This window comes from Pusillimonas sp. SM2304, from assembly GCF_031628915.1.
GTDB lineage: Bacteria > Pseudomonadota > Gammaproteobacteria > Burkholderiales > Burkholderiaceae_B > Pusillimonas_C.
On sequence record NZ_JAVLUJ010000002.1, the window covers coordinates 872,486 to 893,850 of the forward strand.

General features: G+C 61.5%; 18 protein-coding genes. 12 read left to right on the top strand and 6 right to left on the bottom strand.

From position 1 onward, the window contains the following. Window positions 1-9 precede the first annotated feature (9 nt). The gene (gene ycaC, locus RE432_RS13140; protein WP_310933849.1) at window positions 10-636 is read left to right on the top strand and encodes an isochorismate family cysteine hydrolase YcaC; all 627 of its coding nucleotides are present in this window, start codon (window positions 10-12) and stop codon (window positions 634-636) included. Between the two features lie 48 nt (window positions 637-684). Here ycaC and RE432_RS13145 read toward each other — a convergent pair whose 3' ends face one another. Continuing rightward, a complete protein-coding gene (locus RE432_RS13145; RefSeq protein WP_310933850.1) occupies window positions 685-1,365 on the bottom strand; it encodes an MgtC/SapB family protein in 681 nt (226 codons plus the stop codon). 14 nt (window positions 1,366-1,379) lie between these two features. Here RE432_RS13145 and RE432_RS13150 point away from each other — a divergent pair, with 14 nt between their 5' ends. The 10 genes from RE432_RS13150 to guaB all read left to right on the top strand — a co-directional run bounded on the left by RE432_RS13150 (window position 1,380) and on the right by guaB (window position 14,896). Then, window positions 1,380-1,529, top strand: a complete 150-nt coding sequence (locus RE432_RS13150) for a hypothetical protein (RefSeq protein ID WP_310933851.1) — start codon at window positions 1,380-1,382, stop codon at window positions 1,527-1,529. A gap of 35 nt (window positions 1,530-1,564) precedes the next feature. Continuing rightward, entirely contained in the window at window positions 1,565-2,797 is a 1,233-nt protein-coding gene (locus tag RE432_RS13155) for a 3-methyl-2-oxobutanoate dehydrogenase (2-methylpropanoyl-transferring) subunit alpha (RefSeq protein WP_310933852.1), read from the top strand. A gap of 2 nt (window positions 2,798-2,799) precedes the next feature. Next, window positions 2,800-3,876, top strand: coding sequence for an alpha-ketoacid dehydrogenase subunit beta (locus tag RE432_RS13160; RefSeq protein WP_310933853.1), 1,077 nt, complete (start codon window positions 2,800-2,802; stop codon window positions 3,874-3,876). A gap of 2 nt (window positions 3,877-3,878) precedes the next feature. Then, entirely contained in the window at window positions 3,879-5,246 is a 1,368-nt protein-coding gene (locus RE432_RS13165) for a dihydrolipoamide acetyltransferase family protein (protein WP_310933854.1), read from the top strand. A 9-nt stretch (window positions 5,247-5,255) separates the two neighbouring features. Continuing rightward, window positions 5,256-6,656: a dihydrolipoyl dehydrogenase gene (gene lpdA, locus RE432_RS13170; RefSeq protein ID WP_310933855.1), complete on the top strand. Its 1,401-nt coding sequence runs from the start codon at window positions 5,256-5,258 to the stop codon at window positions 6,654-6,656. Between the two features lie 73 nt (window positions 6,657-6,729). After that, a complete protein-coding gene (locus RE432_RS13175) occupies window positions 6,730-7,677 on the top strand; it encodes an alpha/beta fold hydrolase (RefSeq protein WP_409079874.1) in 948 nt (315 codons plus the stop codon). Window positions 7,678-7,728: 51 nt separating this feature from the next. Next, window positions 7,729-8,559, top strand: a complete 831-nt coding sequence (locus RE432_RS13180; protein WP_409079875.1) for a 3',5'-nucleoside bisphosphate phosphatase — start codon at window positions 7,729-7,731, stop codon at window positions 8,557-8,559. Between the two features lie 45 nt (window positions 8,560-8,604). After that, a complete protein-coding gene (gene greB, locus RE432_RS13185; RefSeq protein ID WP_310933857.1) occupies window positions 8,605-9,162 on the top strand; it encodes a transcription elongation factor GreB in 558 nt (185 codons plus the stop codon). Window positions 9,163-9,251: 89 nt separating this feature from the next. Then, window positions 9,252-13,334: a phosphoribosylformylglycinamidine synthase gene (gene purL / locus RE432_RS13190; RefSeq protein WP_310933858.1), complete on the top strand. Its 4,083-nt coding sequence runs from the start codon at window positions 9,252-9,254 to the stop codon at window positions 13,332-13,334. A gap of 101 nt (window positions 13,335-13,435) precedes the next feature. Beyond that, on the top strand, window positions 13,436-14,896 hold the full coding sequence (gene guaB / locus RE432_RS13195) for an IMP dehydrogenase (protein WP_310933859.1): 1,461 nt from the start codon (window positions 13,436-13,438) through the stop codon (window positions 14,894-14,896). Between the two features lie 67 nt (window positions 14,897-14,963). Here guaB and RE432_RS13200 read toward each other — a convergent pair whose 3' ends face one another. Next, window positions 14,964-15,698 (bottom strand): alpha/beta fold hydrolase, encoded by a 735-nt coding sequence (locus RE432_RS13200; protein ID WP_310933860.1) that lies wholly within the window; start codon window positions 15,696-15,698, stop codon window positions 14,964-14,966. Between the two features lie 30 nt (window positions 15,699-15,728). Further along, complete coding sequence (locus RE432_RS13205) at window positions 15,729-16,916, bottom strand: YbfB/YjiJ family MFS transporter (RefSeq protein WP_310933861.1); 1,188 nt, start codon at window positions 16,914-16,916, stop codon at window positions 15,729-15,731. Window positions 16,917-17,023: 107 nt separating this feature from the next. Here RE432_RS13205 and guaA point away from each other — a divergent pair, with 107 nt between their 5' ends. Continuing rightward, on the top strand, window positions 17,024-18,610 hold the full coding sequence (gene guaA / locus RE432_RS13210; RefSeq protein WP_310933862.1) for a glutamine-hydrolyzing GMP synthase: 1,587 nt from the start codon (window positions 17,024-17,026) through the stop codon (window positions 18,608-18,610). Window positions 18,611-18,838: 228 nt separating this feature from the next. On the opposite strand, the gene RE432_RS13215 is transcribed toward guaA, so the two are convergent. The 3 genes from RE432_RS13215 to RE432_RS13225 all read right to left on the bottom strand — a co-directional run bounded on the left by RE432_RS13215 (window position 18,839) and on the right by RE432_RS13225 (window position 21,179). Continuing rightward, complete coding sequence (locus RE432_RS13215) at window positions 18,839-20,056, bottom strand: hypothetical protein (RefSeq protein ID WP_310933864.1); 1,218 nt, start codon at window positions 20,054-20,056, stop codon at window positions 18,839-18,841. Between the two features lie 83 nt (window positions 20,057-20,139). Further along, on the bottom strand, window positions 20,140-20,715 hold the full coding sequence (locus RE432_RS13220) for a PIN domain-containing protein (RefSeq protein ID WP_310933865.1): 576 nt from the start codon (window positions 20,713-20,715) through the stop codon (window positions 20,140-20,142). Further along, window positions 20,712-21,179 (bottom strand): helix-turn-helix domain-containing protein, encoded by a 468-nt coding sequence (locus RE432_RS13225; protein WP_310933866.1) that lies wholly within the window; start codon window positions 21,177-21,179, stop codon window positions 20,712-20,714. The genes RE432_RS13220 and RE432_RS13225 overlap by 4 nt, the downstream gene beginning before the upstream one ends. Window positions 21,180-21,365: the final 186 nt, after the last annotated feature.

The following is a 21,365-nucleotide window of genomic DNA, read 5'->3' on the forward strand; positions in this document are numbered from 1 at the left end:
GAGACAAACATGACGACTGTTTATAAACGTCTTGACAAGACCCAGGCCGCGGTGCTGTTGGTCGATCATCAAACCGGCCTGCTTTCCCTGGTTCGGGATATTGATCCGGACAAGTTCAAGAACAACGTGCTGGCCGTGGCTGACCTGGCCAAATACTTCGAGCTGCCCACCATTCTGACCACCAGCTTTGAAGACGGCCCCAACGGCCCGCTTGTGCCAGAGCTGAAAGCATCCTTTCCCGATGCGCCCTACATTGCCCGTCCCGGGCAAATCAATGCCTGGGACAACGACGACTTTGTGAAGGCCATAGAAGCCACCGGCAGGAAGCAATTGATCATCGCCGGTGTCGTGACCGAAGTCTGCGTCGCGTTTCCAGCGTTGTCGGCCATCGAGGCCGGGTATGAAGTGTTCGTGGTCACCGATGCGTCGGGCACATTCAACGAGATCACACGCCATTCGGCATGGGACCGCATGTCAGCGGCGGGCGCGCAACTGATGACTTGGTTCGGGCTGGCGTGCGAGCTGCATCGCGACTGGCGCAATGATGTGGAAGGCCTGGGTACATTGTTTTCCAACCATATTCCGGATTATCGGAATCTGATCAACAGCTATAACCAGCTGACCTCCGGCAAATAGCTGAAAAGCGCAATGTGCTTGCCCTGGACATAGCGTAGCCGGCGCCGGTCAGTCGGCGTCTTCGTGCAAGTTGTGTACGGTCGGCATGGCCTGCAGACGCTCGCGTATCGCGTGGTACTGCGCCGGCGACACTCGGGACAGCGTGATCTGTACCTCATCAAGCTCTGCCGAGTCTTCGCTGTGCTGCATGACAAATTGCTTGATGCGGGCGCTGCCCGGCCCCAGCGTTTCGTGCAAGACACGCAGGTTGAGCGATCCACGCTCGACCACCAGTTGCATGCGGCGCTGTTGCTTGCTGACGATGTAGCGCTGTTCCAGGGGCTTGAGGCCCGCCAGAATAATCAAGATGATGATGGTCGCCGCAATGGAAGCGACATAGAGTCCGCCGCCTACCGCCAGGCCAATGGCCGCCACTGACCACAGGCTGGCTGCCGTGGTCAGCCCGCGGATCACTTCGCCGCGCAACAGAATCGAGCCGGCGCCCAGAAAACCGATGCCTGAAACCACTTGCGCCGCGACCCGAGAAGGATCAAGCGTGACATGATCGGCGCCCAGGATATCGCTAAAGCCGAAGGCCGACACGATCATGATGAGTGTGGACCCCACGCATACCAGCATATGCGTGCGCAGGCCCGCCGCCCACGAGAGCCTTTCCCGCTCGAAGCCGATCACACTGCCAAGCGCCGCGCCCAGCAAGAGCCGGGCGATGAGTTCTCCGTTACCGAGCATAGGCTTCCTTTGTCATGTCCGAAGACCTGAAAACACATAGCATGATTACTATTATGCGCTTTTGCGGCAAAAGCGGGCCGGATCGCCCTGGCTTGCGCAAAAATGTCGAATCGGCGATGATGTTTTTTATCTGCTCACAAGGCGGAACGAACAAAACACCGTAGCTGTTACGAAAAATCCACAAGATATTTTCATAAGCATGAGACAAAACACACCACTTAGGCTGCATGTGCCCGAGCCTTCCGGGCGCCCCGGGCACGCCACAGATTTTTCCTATTTGCGCCTGGCCCCTGCCGGCGCTGTCCGTAAACCGCCCCTCGACACGACAGCCATCGACACCACCGATCTGGCCGGCACGCTTGTGCGCGTGCTCGATGACCAGGGCAAGGCGGTGGGGCCCTGGGCCGAAGCCGTCGCCCCCGAACTGCTCCGCAAAGGCCTGCAGGCCATGATCAAGACCCGCATCTACGATGCGCGGATGCTGATCGCGCAGCGTCAGAAAAAGATGTCTTTCTATATGCAGAGCCTGGGCGAAGAGGCCATAGGCGTCGCGCAGGTGCTGGCCTTGTCCAAAGGCGATATGTGCTTCCCGTCGTATCGCCAGCAGAACCTGCTGATCGCGCAAGATGTGCCTTTGATCGACATGATGTGCCAGCTGTTTTCTAATGATTGCGACCGCTTGAAGGGCCGGCAGCTGCCCGTCATGTATTCCATGCGCGAACACGGCTTCTTCAGCATTTCCGGCAACCTGGCGACGCAGTTCGTTCAGGCGGTGGGCTGGGCCATGGCCTCGGCCATCAAGGGCGACACCAAGATCGCGTCGGCCTGGATTGGCGACGGCGCGACGGCTGCCGCCGATTTCCAGACCGCGCTGACCTTTGCCCATGTATACCAGGCGCCCGTGATTCTGAATGTCATCAACAATCAGTGGGCCATTTCCAGTTTTCAGGCCCTGGCGGGCGGCGAAAGCAATACCTTCGCGGCGCGCGGCGTGGGCAGCGGCATTGCGTCGCTGCGGGTGGACGGCAATGACTTTCTTGCCGTGTACGCGGCGTCCAAATGGGCGGTCGAGCGCGCGCGGGGGAATCTGGGGCCGACCCTGATCGAATGGGTCACTTACCGGGCAGGCCCGCATTCCACCTCTGACGACCCCTCCAAATACCGGCCGGCGGATGACTGGGCGCGGTTCCCGCTGGGGGACCCCATCAACCGCCTGAAGCAGCATCTGATAGGCATCGGCGCCTGGTCCGAAGACGAGCACAACCGTACCCAGAAGGAATACGAAGCCGAAGTCATTGCCGCGCAGAAGAAGGCGGAAAGCCACGGCACGCTGGCCACCGGCCAGACCTCAAGCGTGGCAACCATGTTCGAGGACGTCTACCAAGACATGCCCTGGCATTTGCGCCGTCAACGCCAGCAACTGGGGGTATAGCCATGGCTGCGCATTCAACACAGAATAAGACCACGCCCATGACCATGATCCAGGCCTTGCGGTCGGCCATGGACGTCATGCTGGAGCGCGATGACAATGTCGTGATTTTTGGGCAGGACGTGGGGTATTTCGGCGGGGTGTTCCGCTGCACCGAAGGCTTGCAATCCAAGTATGGGCGGTCCCGCGTTTTCGATGCGCCCATTTCCGAAGGCGGGATCGTGGGCGCGGCGGTGGGCATGGGCGCCTATGGCTTGCGTCCGGTGGTCGAAATCCAGTTCGCCGATTATTTTTATCCGGCCACCGACCAGATCGTTTCGGAAGCGGCCCGCTTGCGCTATCGGTCGGCGGGCGAGTTCATCGCGCCGCTGACTATACGCATGCCTTGCGGCGGCGGCATCTACGGCGGGCAGACCCACAGCCAGAGTCCCGAAGCCATGTTCACCCACGTCAGCGGCCTGCGTACCGTCATGCCGTCCAACCCCTACGATGCCAAGGGCTTGCTGATTGCCGCGATCGAGTGCGATGATCCCGTCATTTTCCTTGAACCCAAACGCCTGTATAACGGGCCTTTCGACGGCCATCACGATCAGCCCGTGGTGCCCTGGTCCAAACACCCTTTGGGCAAGGTGCCCGAAGGCTATTACACCGTGCCGCTGGAGTCGGCCTCGGTGGTCCGCCCAGGCGCCGACCTCACGGTCATCACCTACGGCACCATGGTGTATGTATCGCAAGTGGCGGCAAGCGAGTCGGGCATCGACGCTGAAGTCATCGATTTGCGCAGTCTTTGGCCGCTGGACCTGGACACCCTCGTTGCCTCGGTCAAGAAAACAGGGCGCTGCGTGATCCTGCACGAAGCCACGCAGACCAGCGGTTTCGGCGCGGAACTGGCTGCATTGGTGCAGGAACACTGTTTTTATCACCTGGAAGCGCCGATAGAGCGCATCGCGGGATGGGACACCCCCTATCCCCACGCGCACGAATGGGCGTATTTCCCCAGCCCCCAACGCGTTGCCGATGCCTACCGGCGGGTCATGAATCCCGACGCGGCGCACGCGCTTGAGCAAAAGGGGGGCGACTGATCATGGGTATACACATCATCAAGATGCCGGATATCGGTGAAGGCATTGCCGAGGTTGAATTGGTCGAGTGGCATGTCCAGCCTGGCGATACGGTGGTCGAAGATCAAGTACTGGCCGACGTCATGACCGACAAGGCCACGGTGCAGGTGCCGTCGCCGGTCGACGGCAAGGTCCAGGCGCTGGGCGGCAAGGTGGGCGAAGTCATGGCGGTGGGCTCGGAGCTTATCCGCCTGGAAGTGGACGGCCCGGGCAATGCGGCGGCGGGCGCGAAGCAGAAGCGGCCCGTGGAGCGAACCGAGACGGCGGCGCAGGCGGAAGATGCCACTGCACCGGCCCCCGTCCAGGAGCGCGGCGCCGACGCGCACGTGGCCACACCGGGTCCCGCTCAAGTACCGATCAAAGGTCAGGCAGGCCAAGTCCAGCCGGCCCAATCTCAACCCCAGGTCCAGCCCGCCGCGGGCGCCGGTCATGCGGCGGCGCGTCCCGCCGGGGAAAAGCCGCTGGCCTCGCCGGCGGTGCGCAAGCGCGCCTGGGATCTGGGCATCGAGCTTCAGTACGTGCCGGGCACGGGAGGAGGGGGGCAGATTACCCACAATGACCTGGACAGCTATCTAGCGCGCGGGGCCATGGGTTCCGCCGCGGCCGGCCGTGCCGCGGGCTATGCGCCACGCGACGATGAGCAGGCGGTTTCCGTCATTGGCCTGCGGCGCAAGATTGCCGAGAAAATGCAGGAGTCCAAACGCCGGATTCCCCATTTCACCTATGTCGAGGAAGTCGACGTGACCGAGCTGGACGCGCTGCGGGCGCGGTTGAACGCGCAATGGGGCGCCGAGCGCGGCAAGCTGACCATCCTGCCCTTGCTGGCGCGGGCCATGGTGCTGGCCCTGCGCGACTTCCCGCAAATCAACGCCCGCTATGACGACGAAGCCGGGGTGGTGACACGTTATGGCGCTGTCCATCTGGGCATTGCCGCCCAGACCGAATCGGGCCTGATGGTGCCGGTTCTGCGGCATGCCGAAACGCTGGATCTCTGGGCCTGCGCAGCGGAAATCGCGCGGCTGGCCGATGCCGCCCGCGCCGGCCGTGCCGCGCGCGAGGAACTGTCGGGGTCGACCATTACGCTTACTAGCCTTGGCGCTTTGGGAGGGGTCGTTTCAACGCCTGTCATCAACCATCCGGAAGTGGCCATCGTAGGCGTCAACCGCATGGTCGAGCGCCCGGTGATCCTGGGCGGCGCAGTGGTGGCGCGCAAGATGATGAATCTGTCTTCGTCTTTCGACCATCGTGTGGTCGATGGCATGCACGCCGCCGAGTTCATACAGACAATACGCGGATACCTGGAGTGTCCGGCCATGCTGTTCGTGGAGTAGGCCACTTCTATGCAAACAACGACTTTATTGGTTATTGGCGGCGGCCCCGGCGGGTATGTGGCGGCCATCCGCGCCGCCCAACTGGGTGTCCAGACGACGCTGGTCGAAGCCGGCAACGTGGGCGGAACGTGCCTGAACATAGGCTGCATCCCCTCGAAGGCCCTGATTCACGCGGCCGAGGAGTTCCATAAGCTCACGCAGTATGCGGGTGGGACGCCTTTGGGGCTGAGCCTGCAGTCGCCCAGCGTGGACATCGCCGGGACGGTGGCCTGGAAGGACGCTATCGTCGGTAAATTGACCGGCGGCGTAGACGCCTTGCTCAAAAAGAATGGCGTCCGCTTGGTCAAGGGCTGGGCGCGCATCATCGACGGCAAGACGGTTGACGTTGAGCAGCCCGGCCAGGCAGGCGGCAAGCCACAGCGCTTCATTTGCGAGCATTTATTGTTGGCGACGGGTTCCGAGCCGGCCGAGTTGCCCTTCATGCCCTTTGGCGGTCCGGTGGTGTCGTCCACCCAGGCCCTTTCTCCGTCAGTATTGCCCCAGCGCATCGCGGTCGTGGGGGCGGGTTATATCGGGCTCGAATTAGGCATGGCCTATCGCAAGCTGGGCGTCGAGGTCAGCGTCGTCGAGGCGCAAGACCGCATTTTGCCGGCCTATGATGCCGAACTGGTCAAGCCGGTGCAGGCAGCCCTCAAGAAGCTGGGCGTGCCGCTCTATTTGTCCAGCCGTGTGCAGGGCATGGACGAATCCGGACGGGGCTTGCGCGTGGCGGCCGGGCAGAGCGGCGAAACCGTCCTGCCGGTCGATCAGGTGCTGGTCGCGGTGGGCCGCCGTCCGCGTACGCAGGGATATGGGCTGGAATCATTGCTGCTGGACATGAATGGGCCGGCCCTGCGCATCGACGATCAATGCCGCACGTCCATGCGCAACGCCTGGGCGATAGGGGATGTGGCGGGCGAACCCATGCTGGCGCACCGTGCCATGGCGCAGGGCGAAATGGTGGCCGAGATCATCGCGGGCAAGCGCCGGCGCTTCAGCCCGGCCGCGATTCCAGCGGTGTGTTTTACCGACCCCGAAATCGCTGTGGCCGGCCTGGCCCCCGACGATGCCAAACGCCAGGGCATGGACGTCATCAGCGCGTCCTTCCCTTTCGCCGCCAATGGGCGTGCCATGACCATCGAGTCGACGGACGGCTTTGTCCGTGTCGTCGCGCGGCGCGACAACCATCTGATCGTGGGTTGGCAGGCGGTCGGGCGCGGCGTGTCGGAACTGAGCACCGCTTTTTCCCAGTCGCTGGAGATGGGCGCAAGGCTGGAGGACGTCGCCGGTACGATCCATGCGCATCCTTCTTTGGGCGAAGCGGTTCAAGAGGCGGCATTGCGCGCGCTGGGCCATGCTTTGCACATTTGATGTCCCGCAGGTATATCAGACGCTACAATCGACGGTCCTGGACACTGATGATGCAGAAAGAGCGATGAATTCCATGACCGATGCAAGCCGCTTGTCTCCCGCTACCCAGCCAAGACTCGATTACGTGATGTGCGCCAGCCCGGCCGGCACGCATCGCATGGCTTATTGGGAATGGGGCGACCCGGACAATGACAAGGTGCTGCTGTGCGTGCACGGCCTGACCCGTACCGGCCGCGACTTCGACACCCTGGCCGCCCGTTTGTCCGGCGAGTATCGTGTGGTGTGCCCCGATGTAGTGGGCCGGGGCAAGTCAGACTGGCTGGCGAATCCCTCGTTCTACGTTGTGCCGCAGTATGCGGCCGATATGCTGACCTTGATCGCGCGCCTGAACGTCACGCAGCTTGATTGGGTGGGCACCTCCATGGGCGGCCTGATCGGCCTGGCCCTGGCAGGTACGCTGGCCATGTCCGCCGCCATGCGGCCGGCCCGGGGCGATGCCGGCCTGGCGGCGGAGCAGACCCTGCGCCTGGGCAAGGTCGTGCTCAATGATATTGGACCCAGCCTAAGCCTGTCCGGCCTGGAGCGCATCGCCGGCTATGTCGGCCAGCCCATGCAATTCGACAGCTTTGCGCAGGCGGTGGATTACGTGCGCAGCGTGTCGGCCGGGTTCGGCACGCACGATCAGCAAGGCTGGGAGGAACTGACCCGGCACGTTTTCTGCCAGCAGGGCAGCCATTGGGTCAAGCATTATGATCTGCGTATTGCCGAGCCCTTTGCGGGCCAGTCCGAACAGGCGGTCAAGGCGTCCGAGGGCTTGCTCTGGGGCGCTTATGAAAGCATCACTGCGCCTATCCTGCTGGTCCGCGGCGAGCTGTCTGACTTGTTGACGGCCGATACCGCCCAGGAAATGCTGGCGCGCAATCCGCACGCCAGCCTGCACAACGTGCCCAATGTCGGCCACGCGCCGACATTCCGCAGCAATGATCAAATTGAGCCCGTCCAGCGCTTTCTGCTGGCCTAAGGCGCTACACTGTTTGATTGACATCGATCATCATTCAACCGGAGCATAGGTATTAACGTCGATCTACATAGCCACTCAACCATTTCCGATGGTGTCCTGACGCCGCAGGAAGTGGCTGCGCGCGCCCATGCAAATGGCGTGCAGTTATGGGCGCTGACCGACCACGACGAGACGTCCGGCCTGGCGCTGGCCCGCGAGGCCGCGCGTGCCCACGATATGGCGTTTATTCCGGGTGTAGAGATTTCAGTGACCTGGGCCCAGCACACCGTGCATATTCTTGGCCTGGGTATCGACGAAAGCAACGAGCACCTGAATGCGGGCCTGGCCGACATCCGGGTCGGCCGCACGGTGCGCGCCAAGGAAATGGCCAACCGTTTCGAGCAGTTGGGCATTCCGGGCGCCTACGAAGGCGCTTTGCCCTATGCCGCCAACCCCGCGCTGATCAGCCGCACGCACTTCGCCCGCTTTCTGGTCGAGAACGGCTACTGCGCCAACATGCAGGCAGTGTTCGAGAAATACCTGGGCGACGGCAAGCCCGTCAGCGTGCCTATGCACTGGTCCACGCTGGAACAGGCGGTCGACTGGATTACCGGCGCCGGCGGGCGGGCCATTGTGGCGCATCCCGGACGCTATGACTATACGCCGCTGCAGTTCGGCGCTTTCTTCAGCCAGTTCAAGGACATCGGCGGGGCGGGCATTGAAGTCGTGACCGGCAGCCACAGGCCCGACCAGTATGCTGAATACGCCCAGGTAGCGCGCCATTACGGTTTCCTGGCTTCCTGCGGTTCCGACTTTCATAGCCCCAAAGAAGGCAAGCTGGATCTGGGCGGCGTCCCCGCCTTGCCCGCCGACTTGACGCCGGTCTGGCACGATTGGGTCTAGGGCGGGCCGCCGTCCCTTGCGGATGATTGAAAGGAGTCGATCCTTATGAGTAAAGCATTCGTCAAAGAGTCCGATCACGATGATGATGAGGACCTGGGGGCCGAATCGGTCCCTTTGCCGGCCGGCACAAAGAATTACATGACCACCGAAGGGTACAAGCGCTTGCGCGCCGAACTGGCCCATCTGATGAACGATGAACGCCCGTCTGTCGTCCAGGTCGTGTCCTGGGCCGCATCGAACGGCGACCGCTCTGAAAACGGCGATTACCTGTACGGCAAAAAGCGGCTCAGGGAAATCGACCGGCGCATGCGGTTTTTGACCAAGCGGCTTGAAATCGCCGAAGTCGTCGATCCGGCGGCGCAGCCGAACAAAGACCAAGTGTTCTTTGGCGCGACGGTCGAGTACTCGGACAAGAAAGGCGAAACCTTCCGGGTCACCATCGTCGGTGTCGACGAGGCCGAGCCCCTGCAGGGGAGGATCAGCTGGATTTCCCCGGTCGCCCGGGCTCTGCTGAAGGCGCGGGAAGGCGATACGGTGACCTTGCGCACGCCTGCCGGCGTCGATGAGCTGGATATCCTGGAAGTGATTTATCCGGGTTCTTAGCCGGGCCGGGCGAAAAGCGCCCGGCCGGCCGCCCGTCCTGCTGCAAACGGGTAAAATGGCATATTCCTTTTCTTTCCTTGCGCTGCATCGTGAACTCCATCCAGTATTTCCTTGGTTCCCCGGTCTTGTCCTCTTTCCGCCGCGAGCGCCTGCTGCAGCGTTTTACCGATCTGGGCCTGCCGGTGGCCGACATTCAAGGCCGGTTCGAGCACTACGTCTGGATGGAAACCGCGCCAGACCAGGAAGAACAGGCCAAACTGAGCCAGTTGCTGGATTACGGTGTGGCCGCCGAGGCGGGCGAAGCCAGTAAACATGCCCTGATATTGCGGGTGGTGCCCCGCCTGGGCACCGTGTCGCCCTGGGCCAGCAAGGCCACCGACATTGCACACAATTGCGGCCTGCCGGGCATTCGGCGCATCGAGCGCGGCATCCGCTACGAAATCACGCCCGCACGCGGCCTGCTGGGCAGCAAAACGCTGGATGCCGGACAACTGGCAACGCTGGCCGGCTGCCTGCACGACCGCATGACCGAAACCGTGGTGGACGCCGCATTCGACGGCTCGCCCTTGTTCGCTTCGCTGCCCGGAAAGCCTATACAGACCATTGATGTGCTGGGCAGCGGGCAGGACGCCCTGGAGCACGCCAACCGCAATCTGGGGCTGGCCTTGTCCGAAGACGAGATCGAATACCTGGAAGCCGCGTTCAAGCATCTGGGCCGTAATCCCACGGACGTCGAACTGATGATGTTCGCCCAGGCCAACAGCGAGCACTGCCGCCACAAGATTTTCAATGCCCAATGGGTGATCGACGGCGAAGAACAGCCCAGCACCTTGTTCGGCATGATACGCGCCACGCACGCCGCCCAGCCTGAAGGCACGGTCGTCGCCTATTCCGATAACGCCGCCATCATGGCGGGCGGACCGGCGACGCTGTTCCACGCGGGGCAGGCTGGCGCCGATCCAGTTTACCGGCATCACCCCGCCACCGTGCACACGCTGATGAAGGTGGAAACGCATAACCACCCCACAGCTATCGCGCCGTTTCCCGGGGCGGCAACGGGTGCCGGCGGCGAGATCCGTGACGAAGGCGCCACGGGGCGCGGCTCCAAGCCCAAGGCGGGGCTGACCGGTTTTACCGTATCGAACCTGCAGTTCAAGGATGCCATCGAGCCCTGGGAGGGCGATGTACATGGGGCGCCTGATCGCATCGCCAGCCCGCTGGACATCATGATAGAAGGTCCCATCGGCGGGGCCGCCTTCAATAATGAGTTCGGCCGGCCCAATCTGCTGGGCTACTTCCGTACCTTCGAGCAGACCTCGGGCGGCACGCGCTGGGGTTATCACAAGCCCATCATGATTGCCGGCGGCCTGGGGGCCATCGACGCTCGCCTGACGCACAAAGACCCGATTCCCCCCGGCGCGCTGCTGATTCAGCTGGGCGGGCCCGGCATGCGCATCGGCATGGGCGGCGGCGCGGCATCCAGCATGAGCGCGGGCGCCAACAGCGCCGAACTGGATTTTGATTCTGTGCAGCGCGGCAATCCCGAAATCGAACGGCGGGCGCAAGAAGTCATAGACCGATGCTGGCAGCAGGGCGAGCACAATCCCATTATTGCCATCCACGATGTGGGCGCGGGCGGCTTGTCCAACGCCTTTCCCGAACTGGTCAACGACGCGGGGCGGGGCGCTCTATTCGAACTGCAGCAAGTCCACCTGGAAGAATCCGGCCTGTCGGCGGCGGAAATCTGGAGCAATGAATCGCAAGAGCGCTATGTCCTGGCCATCTTGCCGGATGATTTACCGCGTTTCGACCAGATCGCCCGGCGGGAGCGCTGCCCCTATGCCGTGGTCGGCGTGGCGACCGAAGAGCGGCAACTGCGCGTCACCTTCGGCGAAGGCTTGGCCGGGGTACCCGACAGCGCGCTGGCGGCGGCAACGGCCGGCGCCAAGGCGGGCGACCCCGTTTCCGAACTGCGTCCGGTCGATGTGCCCATCGACGTCATCTTGGGCAAGCCGCCGCGCATGACGCGCGATGTCGGGCGTATGACCGCGTCGCACGCCGCGCTGGACCTGCCCGGCATTGAACTGCACGAGGCGATCAACCGCGTCTTGCGCCATCCGACCGTCGCCAGCAAGAATTTCCTGATCACCATTGGCGATCGTACCGTGGGGGGGCTTTCCAGCCGCGACCAGATGGTGGGTCCCTGGCAGATTCCGGTGGCTGACTGCGCGGTGACGCTGGCCGACTACGAAAGCGTGCGCGGTGAAGCCATGGCCATGGGCGAACGCACACCCATCGCCGTCATCGATGCGCCCGCTTCCGGGCGCATGGCGGTTGCCGAAGCCTTGACCAACTTGGTGGCCGCTGATGTGCAGTCCATCCGGGACATCAAGCTGTCGGCCAACTGGATGGCGGCTTGCGGCGTGGCAGGGCAGGACGCCGCCCTGTACGACACGGTGTCCGCGGTCAGTGAATGGTGCCAGCAATTGGGTCTGTCGATTCCGGTGGGCAAGGACTCCCTGTCGATGCGCACCGCCTGGGATCAGCAGGGCGAGGCGCGCCAGGTCGTGGCGCCGGTGTCCCTGATTGTGACCGCCTTCGCGCCGGTCGCCGATGTGCGCGCCACCCTGACGCCGCAACTGCGCAGCGATGCCGGCGATACGGTGTTGATCCTGGTCGACCTGGGCATGGGGCAGCAGCGTCTTGGCGGCTCCGTCCTGGCGCATGCCTTCAACCAGACGGGGCAGACCGTACCGGATATCGACGACGCCGTGGCGCTGGGGGCCTTCTTCAAGACCATACGCCAATTGGCGGCTGAAGGCCTGATCCTGGCTTATCACGACCGTTCCGACGGCGGCTTGCTGGCCACCGTGTGCGAGATGGCCTTTGCCGGCCACGTGGGTGTTTCGATCAACCTCGACATGCTCACCATCGACCCCGTGGCGGCCGATTGGGGCGATTACAAAATACGGCCTGAACAAGTGTCGGTCCAGCGCGACGAGATCACCCTGAAAGCCTTGTTCGCGGAAGAAGCCGGCGCGGTGATCCAGGTACCAGCCGCCCAGCGCGACCATGTCCTGCAGCAATTGCGCCAGGCAGGCTTGTCCGCCCATTCCCACGTGATCGGCAGTCTCAACACCCTGGACGAAATCCAGTTTTATCGCGACGGCCAGTGCGTGTATCAAAAACCGCGTGCCGATCTGGGCCAGCAGTGGGCCGAAGTGACCCGCCGCATCATGGCGCTGCGCGACAATCCCGCCTGCGCGCAGGCGGAGTTCGATCTGTGGCAGGACAAAACCGACCCCGGCCTTGCGCCGCTGGTGGAGTTCGACCCGCAAGAAGATATTGCTGCCCCGTTCATTGCCACCGGCAAGCGCCCCAAGGTCGCGATTCTGCGCGAGCAGGGCTGCAATAGCCAGGTTGAAATGGCCTGGGCCTTCGACAAGGCCGGCTTCGAGGCGCTTGACGTCCACATGACCGACCTGCTGTCTGGACGAACCAGGCTGGACGAGGTGCAGGGCATGGTGGCCGTGGGCGGATTCAGCTACGGCGACGTTCTGGGCGCCGGCGAAGGCTGGGCGCGTACCATACGCTTCAATGACCAATTGTCCGACCAGTTTGCCGCCTACTTCGCCAGGCCCGATACCTTTGCCCTGGGCGTGTGCAATGGCTGCCAGATGATGGCCGCGCTGGCGGGGATGATTCCCGGCGCCGAGCATTGGCCGCGCTTTACCCGCAATCAGTCCGAGAAATACGAAGCCCGGCTGTCTCTGGTCGAGATTGCCGATTCGCCGTCGCTGTTCCTGCAGGGGATGGCGGGCACACGTGTACCGGTTGCCGTGGCGCACGGCGAGGGCTATGCCGATTTTTCCACCCAGGGCAACCTGGCCATGGTCCATGGCGCGCTGCACTACATCGATCATCGCAGCCAGCATACCGAGCAGTATCCCTACAATCCCAACGGCAGCCCGCAGGGCCTGACCGGCGTGACGACGGCGGACGGGCGCTTCACCGTCATGATGCCGCACCCCGAGCGCGTCACGCGCAATGTGATGATGTCGTGGGCGCCCGAGCGTTGGGGCAGCAAGGATAGCGGCGGCCGCGATGCTGCGCATGGCGGCTACAGCCCCTGGCTGCGCATATTCCGCAACGCAAGAGTATGGCTGGGCTAAAGCCCGTTCAAACTCCCTAGGCCAGGCCGGTTTGCATCGGCGGGCCTAGGGACAGACCCTAGGTTTAGGCGTATAATCTTGCTTTGCACGGAGCCTAGTTTATGCGTCTCATCAAAAAAGCGCTCACCTTCGACGATGTATTGTTGGTGCCGGCGTATTCCGACATCCTTCCTCGCGACACATCTCTTGCCACCCGCTTCACGCGCGACATCACCCTGAATATTCCGCTGGTTTCAGCCGCCATGGACACGGTGACCGAAGCGCGCCTGGCCATCGCCATGGCCCAGGAAGGCGGCATAGGCATCATCCATAAAAACCTGACCGCCGAAGAACAGGCGCGCGAAGTCGCCCGCGTCAAGCGCCACGAGTTCGGCATTGTGATCGACCCGGTCACCGTGACACCCACCATGAAGGTGCGCGATGCCATCGCCTTGCAGCGCCAGCATGGTTTTTCCGGCCTGCCGGTCGTCGAGGCCGGCAAGCTGGTCGGCATCGTCACGAACCGCGACCTGCGTTTTGAAGACCGGCTCGATGTCCCCCTGCGCGACATCATGACGCCGCAAGACCGCCTGATCACCATGAAAGAAGGCGCCACGCTGGACGAGGCCCAGGCGCTCATGCACAAGCATCGCCTTGAGCGCGTCCTGATCGTCAACGACGCCTTTCAGTTGCGCGGCCTGGCCACCGTCAAAGACATTGTCAAGAACACCGAGCATCCCAATGCGTCCAAAGACAGCCAAGGCCAGTTGCGCGTCGGCGCCGCCGTGGGCGTGGGCGAGGGCACGGAAGAGCGCGTTGAAAAGCTGGCCGCCGCCGGCGTCGACGTCATCGTTGTCGACACCGCGCACGGCCATTCCTCCGGCGTGATCGAGCGTGTGCGCTGGGTCAAGAAGAATTACCCTAAAATCCAGGTCATCGGCGGCAATATCGCCACCGCCGCTGCGGCCAAGGCGCTGGTGGAAGCGGGCGCGGACTGCGTCAAAGTGGGTATCGGCCCAGGCTCCATCTGCACGACCCGCATCGTGGCGGGCGTGGGCGTACCGCAAATCACGGCCATTTCCGATGTGGCCAAGGCGCTGGAAGGCACGGGCGTGCCTTTGATTGCCGATGGCGGCATCCGCTATTCGGGCGATGTGTCCAAGGCCCTGGCCGCGGGGGCTTCCGCCTGCATGATGGGCGGCATGTTCGCCGGTACGGAAGAAGCGCCCGGTGAAGTGGTCCTGTTCCAGGGGCGTTCCTACAAGTCCTACCGTGGCATGGGCAGCCTGGGCGCCATGGCCGACGGCTCGGCCGACCGCTACTTCCAGGACCCCGCCAACAACGTCGATAAACTCGTTCCCGAAGGCATCGAAGGCCGCGTGCCGTATAAAGGCAGCGTCATCGCCATCATCTACCAACTGGTCGGCGGCATACGCGCCTCCATGGGTTATTGCGGCTGCGCGTCCATCGAAGACATGCGCACCAAGGCCGAGTTTGTCGAGATCACCTCGGCAGGCGTGCGCGAGTCGCACGTGCACGATGTGCAGATCACCAAGGAAGCGCCTAATTACCGGGCCGATTAGCATTCGCTAACAATCGGCAGGCCGAAAGGGCCGGTTCCTGCGTCGCAGGACCCGGCCCTTTTTAACTTCAGCTGGATTGCAACAGCGCTGCGCAAACCCGGTCCGGGTGTGACACCATGGCATCGTGGCCGCTGTCCAGCGCTTCCCAACGCCAATCCGTGTGGCTTTTCACCCAGGCACTGGTGTTTTCAACCGGCGCGAAGGGTGGACTGATGCAGTGCAGATACGTGCAGGGCAGGCCGTTGCCCGGCGCGTGTTTCAGCTGCAGGGCGGTTTGATAGGCCGCCAAAGGCTGCGGCGTCAGGCGTGACTGGACAAAGGCGATATCTTCAGGCGCTGCCAGCCCCAGGTGCTTGGGCTTGGGCGGCGGCAAGGCGGGCGCCGCAGTGGACACTTGCTGCGCGGCGGCTTCCATCTTGGCCGCCACCTCGGCGGGCAGGCTATCGAACGTGCTGATGCCGCTTTCCAGAATGAAGGCGTCCAGGTAGACCAGCCGGCTCAATCTTTGCGGGACGGCGTCCGCCACCCCCGTAATGACCAGCCCGGCAAAGCTGTGGCCTACTAGAACGACCTCGGTCAAATCTTCCCAGGCCAGCACATTGACGATGTCATCGACAAAGGTCTGCAGCGTGACCTCCCGGTTCAGCAAGTGACTGCGTTCCCCCAGTCCGGTCAGCGTTGGCGTGTATACAATGTGTCCATCCGCGCGCAAGCGTTCGGCCACCCGGGACCAGCACCAGCCGCCGTGCCAGGCGCCATGCACCAGGACAAAGGTTGATGTGCGGGCGGGTTTGCTAGACATGGTTTTATTCCTTCAAAAGAGGGATGGCGTTCAATGTGCGCTGCCCGCATCGTTTGCGGCGGGCACAGCGGATGCGTCGGGAATCAACAGCCATACACTGGCTGCGACCAGGCCCGCTGTCGCCAGGACCAGCGCAAAATCCAGGTCGGTATTGAACCAGGCATGGCTCAGGCTGAAGCATATCGGCCCCAGCAACTGGCCTGTCGCGAAGGCGGCGGTCAGGGCGGCAATCAACTGCTTGGCCTTCGCGCCGCCTGTCGCCTGGGCTTCCTGCATGCCCAGCATGGTGATGACCATGAAGGTTCCGCCCACGCACAGGGCGGCGATCATGATGGCGGCCATGCCCGGCCAGATGACCGGCAGCAGGACGCCCGCCGCCATGATCAGTTGGCAGACCGCCCAGAATGCACGGCGCGGCCAGGAAGCAAACAAGCGGCTGGCCATCACGGTGGAGACGGCCGCCGCCAGCCCGAACAGCGGCCAGGCCAGACCGAAAATAGCCGGGTCCTGGACCAGCATCCGGGCCTGGGCGGGTAAAAACGTGGCGGGCAGAATATAGCCAAAGCCGAACAGGCCGTAACACAGCACGAGCTTCCAGTAGCTGGCCGTTGTCAACCTGGTTTCTGCGCTGGACGGGCTTGATGCCTTTGTGGCAGGCGGGCGGCTCCACAAAGGCCGGGCCAGCCACATGCCGATCAGCGCGAGCAGGCCCAGCACAAGCCAGGCATGCGACGAGCGCACCAGAGCCAGCCCCAAGCCCATGCAGAGCAGTCCCGCGATGGCGATCCCGCTGCCCACGCCGGCGAACACCATGCCCGCGCGTTGCGATTGCCCCAGCGCGGCAAGCCTGGACAGGCACAGCGACGCAGTCCCCACCAGTGCGCAGGCGCTGGCGAATCCCGCAATAAAACGCCAGGCAAGCCAACTGAACCAGTTGCCGGTGATCCCCATCAGCAAGGTGGTGACGACCACCAGCAGCAGGCCCGCGCGCAGCAAGGTAGCGGGTGAACAGCGCAGCACCGCCGCGGCCAACGCTCCGGCCAGATAGCCCAGGTAGTTGGCGCTGGCCAGCCATCCGCCTTCAGCCAGCCCCAGCCCCGCATCGCTTTGCATCATGGGCAGCAAGGGAGTAAAGGCGAAACGGCCGATGCCCATGGCCACGGCCAGCGCGACGAAGCCCGAAAATGACAGTGAAACGGCAGACTGCTTTTGTTGCATTAATGCTCCTTGTTACCCGGAACTGTAGCCTTACCAGCCTGGTTACGCCAGCGTAACAGGCCTCAATACGTTACATTAACGCCTTGATTTCTTTTTTTCCTCAAGCCATGCACCAGCGTATCCTCATCCTCGACTACGGTTCACAAGTCACTCAACTTATCGCACGGCGCGTCCGCGAAGCGGGCGTATATTGCGAGATCCATCCGGGTGACGTCGACGACGCGTTCATTCAGGCGCAGCCAGGCTTGAAAGGCATCATTCTGTCGGGCAGCCACGCATCGGCCTATACAGAAGAATCCATGAAGGTCCCGGCCCAGGTCTTCAAGGCCGGCGTACCCGTGCTGGGCATATGCTACGGCATGCAATCCATGGCCTCCCAGCTGGGCGGGAAAGTAGAGTGGTCGGATCACCGCGAATTTGGCTATGCCGAAGTGCGCGCCCACGGCCATACCCGCCTGTTGGACGGTCTGCAGGACTTCATCACGACCGAAGGGCATGGCATGCTCAAGGTCTGGATGAGCCATGGCGATAAAGTCACCGCCTTGCCGCCCGGGTTCAAGCTGATGGCTTCCACGCCTTCCTGCCCGATTGCCGGCATGGCCGATGAAGAGCGCGGCTTTTATGCGCTGCAATTCCATCCTGAAGTCACCCACACCACTCAGGGCGAAGCCATACTGGCCCGATTCGTCACGGAAATCTGCGCCTGCAGCCGCGACTGGAACATGCCCGACTATGTCGAAGAAGCCATCGCCAACATCCGGGCCCAAGTCGGCAGCGACGAAGTCATACTGGGGCTGTCGGGCGGCGTGGATTCCTCTGTCGCCGCCGCGCTTATCCATAAAGCCATCGGCGACCAGCTCACCTGCGTCTTTGTCGATCACGGCCTGCTGCGCCTGAACGAGGCCGAGCAGGTCATGTCGACATTTGCCGACCATTTCGGCATCAAGGTCATCCACGTAGACGCCACCGATGACTTCATGGGCAAGCTGGCCGGCGTCGCCGACCCCGAAGCCAAGCGCAAGATTATCGGCAAGGAATTCGTCGAGGTCTTTCAGACCGAAGCCGGCAAGCTCAGCAACGCCCGCTGGCTGGCACAGGGCACCATCTACCCGGATGTGATCGAATCGGCCGCGTCGAAAACCGGCAAAGCCGTCGCCATCAAATCGCACCACAACGTCGGCGGGTTGCCCGACGACATGAATCTGAAGCTGCTTGAGCCGCTGCGCGAGCTCTTCAAGGACGAAGTGCGCAAACTGGGTGTCGCCCTGGGCCTGCCGCCCGCCATGGTGTACCGCCACCCGTTCCCGGGTCCCGGCCTGGGGGTGCGCATCCTGGGCGAAGTCAAGAAAGAATACGCCGACCTTTTGCGCCGCGCCGACGCCATCTTCATCGAAGAGCTGCGCAAGACCGTCGATCACAACAGCGGCAAGAACTGGTACGACCTGACGTCCCAGGCTTTTGCCGTGTTCCTGCCCGTCAAGTCGGTGGGAGTCATGGGCGATGGCCGTACCTACGATTATGTCGTGGCGCTGCGCGCAGTACAGACGACGGACTTCATGACCGCCGATTGGGCCGAATTGCCCTATGCCTTGCTGAAGAAAGTCTCGTCGCGCATCATCAACGAAGTCCGCGGCATCAATCGCGTGACTTACGATGTATCCAGCAAGCCGCCTGCGACGATTGAGTGGGAATGAGGTCGTTTTCTAACCAATTGATTCTGTTAGATAAAATAAATGCCATTGAGGATGTTCTTTACATTGTCAATGGCATTTTTCATGGTATGTATAAAGCCATATCATGGCAATATATTCCGATACCATGTATGGGAGAGGAGTACGGGCATGACGTCTAGATTTCTTACCCGAGCGTACGTCTAATCCAACAACAGAAGGAAGTGTTGGATCGAGAAGACCGACAGTTCATCAGCCTGATGCATCAGCAGATTTTTCTGGTGTGGCCTTTTCGGCACCATCCCCGATGGTATGAAATGTAAGGTTGAATACCTTTTCCCCAGTTCCCTGAACAGAACATTCCGCCTCGCGTAGAGCTGATACGGGCTGATTGTGTTGGAATACATGGAGAAAATGCTGAGCAACCGCGAATGCAGATCGAGGTGTTACCTTTGTTCCAGGCATATTGATGTTGATCTCATGCTCTCGGTCGAGCACTTCCTCTGGTTCTCGGAATTTGAATTTTATCTCGAACACGATTTTGGCTCCCGTGCGCATTGCGTCTTCAAAGTGGCGTTTCTTCAATTCCGGAGCGAATATTGGCTCTGCTGCCTTCATGGAAATTTTTGTGGCGATGCTTAATGCGAGAAGGGCTAGCGAGTCAGCCGTACCTTGCTCGTGGGGCTTCCAAGCGTCCTTCCGTTTGATGTTCCCGTGAAAGTAGAAGCCTCGTTTCTCAACTAGATGATTAATCACGTCGTCTGCCGTTGGCTTTGTGGCAAGCAATTTAGCTGTATCTGAACTGTGATCATCTTTTGCTGGGATCATGTCTTTGATGGCAAATTCAACGATATCTCGGAATTCATGGCTCGTTTTTAACGCTGCTTGCAAGCCCTCTTTTCTGAATTGGCCGTTGCCGTAGAGAGATTCAATCAACAGAAATGAGTAGCGAAAGGAGTTAATGAATTCCTGTGTCTCAAGAGCCTTCCGAGCGCTTCCTACAAGGGTCGCTTCAAACCTTGGGCCGTCGCATTTTTCGGCGGCCATGATGGCCCGCGTGAACATATCGAAAGGGAGTGGCAACGCGGGATTATGTCGGCCCATCGAAAAGCTCTTTATCGTGATTCGGGCTTCTTCCTCAGGTGTTTCACCTTCATATTTGGCATCGATCTCGTCTGTGATGAGCTCAATGTCATAGAGACACTCGAGAAATGTGGCAGCGTCGTCAAGTTGGCGCTTCACAAATATCATGCGGTGATCGCGTCCGGTTATCGTCGCCGCGACCTCGCCTTTGTTAGGTCGCTGGAGCTGCGGTGCATATTCGAGAGGTTGTTTCTCAAACGTGAGTTCAAGGGCTTTGGCGTAACCGGTCTCGTCGATGATTCGGAGCTTCCCGCCCTGTACGGGGATTTCCCAATGGTCATCGATGATGATCTTGCGCTTGAATGGAACCGTATAGCGGATTCTCATGGGCTCTTAGCCTTCAGGCTGTATCAAGCTGGCTCAGCGAAGAAAAGTCAGCGAAATGGGATTAGTCATGCCGGGCTGCACCGTTAGAGGATGGAGCGGTAAGTGGCCAAGGCTTTGGCTGCCTGAACCAATCCCTGCCGAAACAAAATTTCCAGATAGTGATCAACGTCGATAGGTGGAGTCTTGAGCTGAGCACGTTGACGTTGCGCAGCGGCCACTACCGCTGCAGCATCAAGGTCGAAGAGATTCTCAACAAACTCGTCGGGATGCTGAGACTCTATTCCATAGGAGGCAAGTATGCCTGCGGGAAAGTCCCGCTGGTTGAAGGTCACGATCACGCTAGCACCGCAGCGGATGGCCGCAGCCAGAACATGACGGTCGTCGGGATCGGGCAGTGTCAGACCTGCAATGAGATCTTCATATCCATCCACCAAGCCATCGGGGATTGCACGATCCATCAGGTCGGAAGTGCGATCCACTTGCGCACGTGTAAGATCGAGCCTATTGAGCAGTAGATTGCGTTTCCATTCTTCATGAATATCGCGACTCCAGCGGGCACGGAACCGTCCCGATAGCCCCAGCCACATCAGAAAGTCGCGCAGCGGTGCGGGATAGAGAACGCAAGCATCGAAGATGGCGGTGAAGGGGGAGTGCCTCACTCGTACCCCATGCCTGATTCCTGTGCCTGACGTGCGAGTTCCGCCATGGCTTCTTCGCTAGCGTGGTCGCGTGCATCCTTGTATTGCATCAGGTCTGCGAACCGCACTCGGCGGTGTTTTCCCGTTCGGTGGAACGGCAGCACACCATCCTCCAGTAACTTGACCAGATGAGGGCGGGAGACGTTGAGCATGTCTGCGGCTTCCTGGGTCGTCAGTTCCGCATGGACGGGCACGACTTTCACGGCATTGCCGTCGGCTAACTCTGCCAAGATATCGACGAGCAAACGCAGCGCGGAGGTGGGCAACTCCACATGGTGAGCTTGGTTTCGGTCATCGAAGATCTGGATGTGTTGCGTTTCGAAGCGCGTTGCCAGGTAGGCCGCCAAGGCGCGTTGCCCCTGCACCGCTGCCTGAACTTCCCGTTCGGCGGGCAGCGCCATCTTGGCTTGTGTGATGGTGGTCATGGCTAATTCCTATGCTATGTAGCAGTCTCAGGATTTAGTATATTCGAAATAAACGAAAAACGCAATAAACGAAAGATAGCCGAGTGATGACTGAGTCAGATCGTGATGACCTAGTGGACATTTGCACCCGACTTACCAGATAACCTTGCCGGGAGATCTTAATGAGCACCTCGTTTGATCATCGGG

What these genes read in the sequence shown, in the direction of transcription:
- ycaC (WP_310933849.1), top strand. Translation starts at nt 10, where the DNA reads ATGACGACTGTTTATAAACGTCTTGACAAGACCCAGGCCGCGGTGCTG.
- RE432_RS13145 (WP_310933850.1), bottom strand. Translation starts at nt 1,365, where the DNA reads ATGCTCGGTAACGGAGAACTCATCGCCCGGCTCTTGCTGGGCGCGGCG.
- RE432_RS13150 (WP_310933851.1), top strand. Translation starts at nt 1,380, where the DNA reads ATGTCCGAAGACCTGAAAACACATAGCATGATTACTATTATGCGCTTT.
- RE432_RS13155 (WP_310933852.1), top strand. Translation starts at nt 1,565, where the DNA reads ATGAGACAAAACACACCACTTAGGCTGCATGTGCCCGAGCCTTCCGGG.
- RE432_RS13160 (WP_310933853.1), top strand. Translation starts at nt 2,800, where the DNA reads ATGGCTGCGCATTCAACACAGAATAAGACCACGCCCATGACCATGATC.
- RE432_RS13165 (WP_310933854.1), top strand. Translation starts at nt 3,879, where the DNA reads ATGGGTATACACATCATCAAGATGCCGGATATCGGTGAAGGCATTGCC.
- lpdA (WP_310933855.1), top strand. Translation starts at nt 5,256, where the DNA reads ATGCAAACAACGACTTTATTGGTTATTGGCGGCGGCCCCGGCGGGTAT.
- RE432_RS13175 (WP_409079874.1), top strand. Translation starts at nt 6,730, where the DNA reads ATGACCGATGCAAGCCGCTTGTCTCCCGCTACCCAGCCAAGACTCGAT.
- greB (WP_310933857.1), top strand. Translation starts at nt 8,605, where the DNA reads ATGAGTAAAGCATTCGTCAAAGAGTCCGATCACGATGATGATGAGGAC.
- guaB (WP_310933859.1), top strand. Translation starts at nt 13,436, where the DNA reads ATGCGTCTCATCAAAAAAGCGCTCACCTTCGACGATGTATTGTTGGTG.
- RE432_RS13200 (WP_310933860.1), bottom strand. Translation starts at nt 15,698, where the DNA reads ATGTCTAGCAAACCCGCCCGCACATCAACCTTTGTCCTGGTGCATGGC.
- RE432_RS13205 (WP_310933861.1), bottom strand. Translation starts at nt 16,916, where the DNA reads ATGCAACAAAAGCAGTCTGCCGTTTCACTGTCATTTTCGGGCTTCGTC.
- guaA (WP_310933862.1), top strand. Translation starts at nt 17,024, where the DNA reads ATGCACCAGCGTATCCTCATCCTCGACTACGGTTCACAAGTCACTCAA.
- RE432_RS13215 (WP_310933864.1), bottom strand. Translation starts at nt 20,056, where the DNA reads ATGAGAATCCGCTATACGGTTCCATTCAAGCGCAAGATCATCATCGAT.
- RE432_RS13225 (WP_310933866.1), bottom strand. Translation starts at nt 21,179, where the DNA reads ATGACCACCATCACACAAGCCAAGATGGCGCTGCCCGCCGAACGGGAA.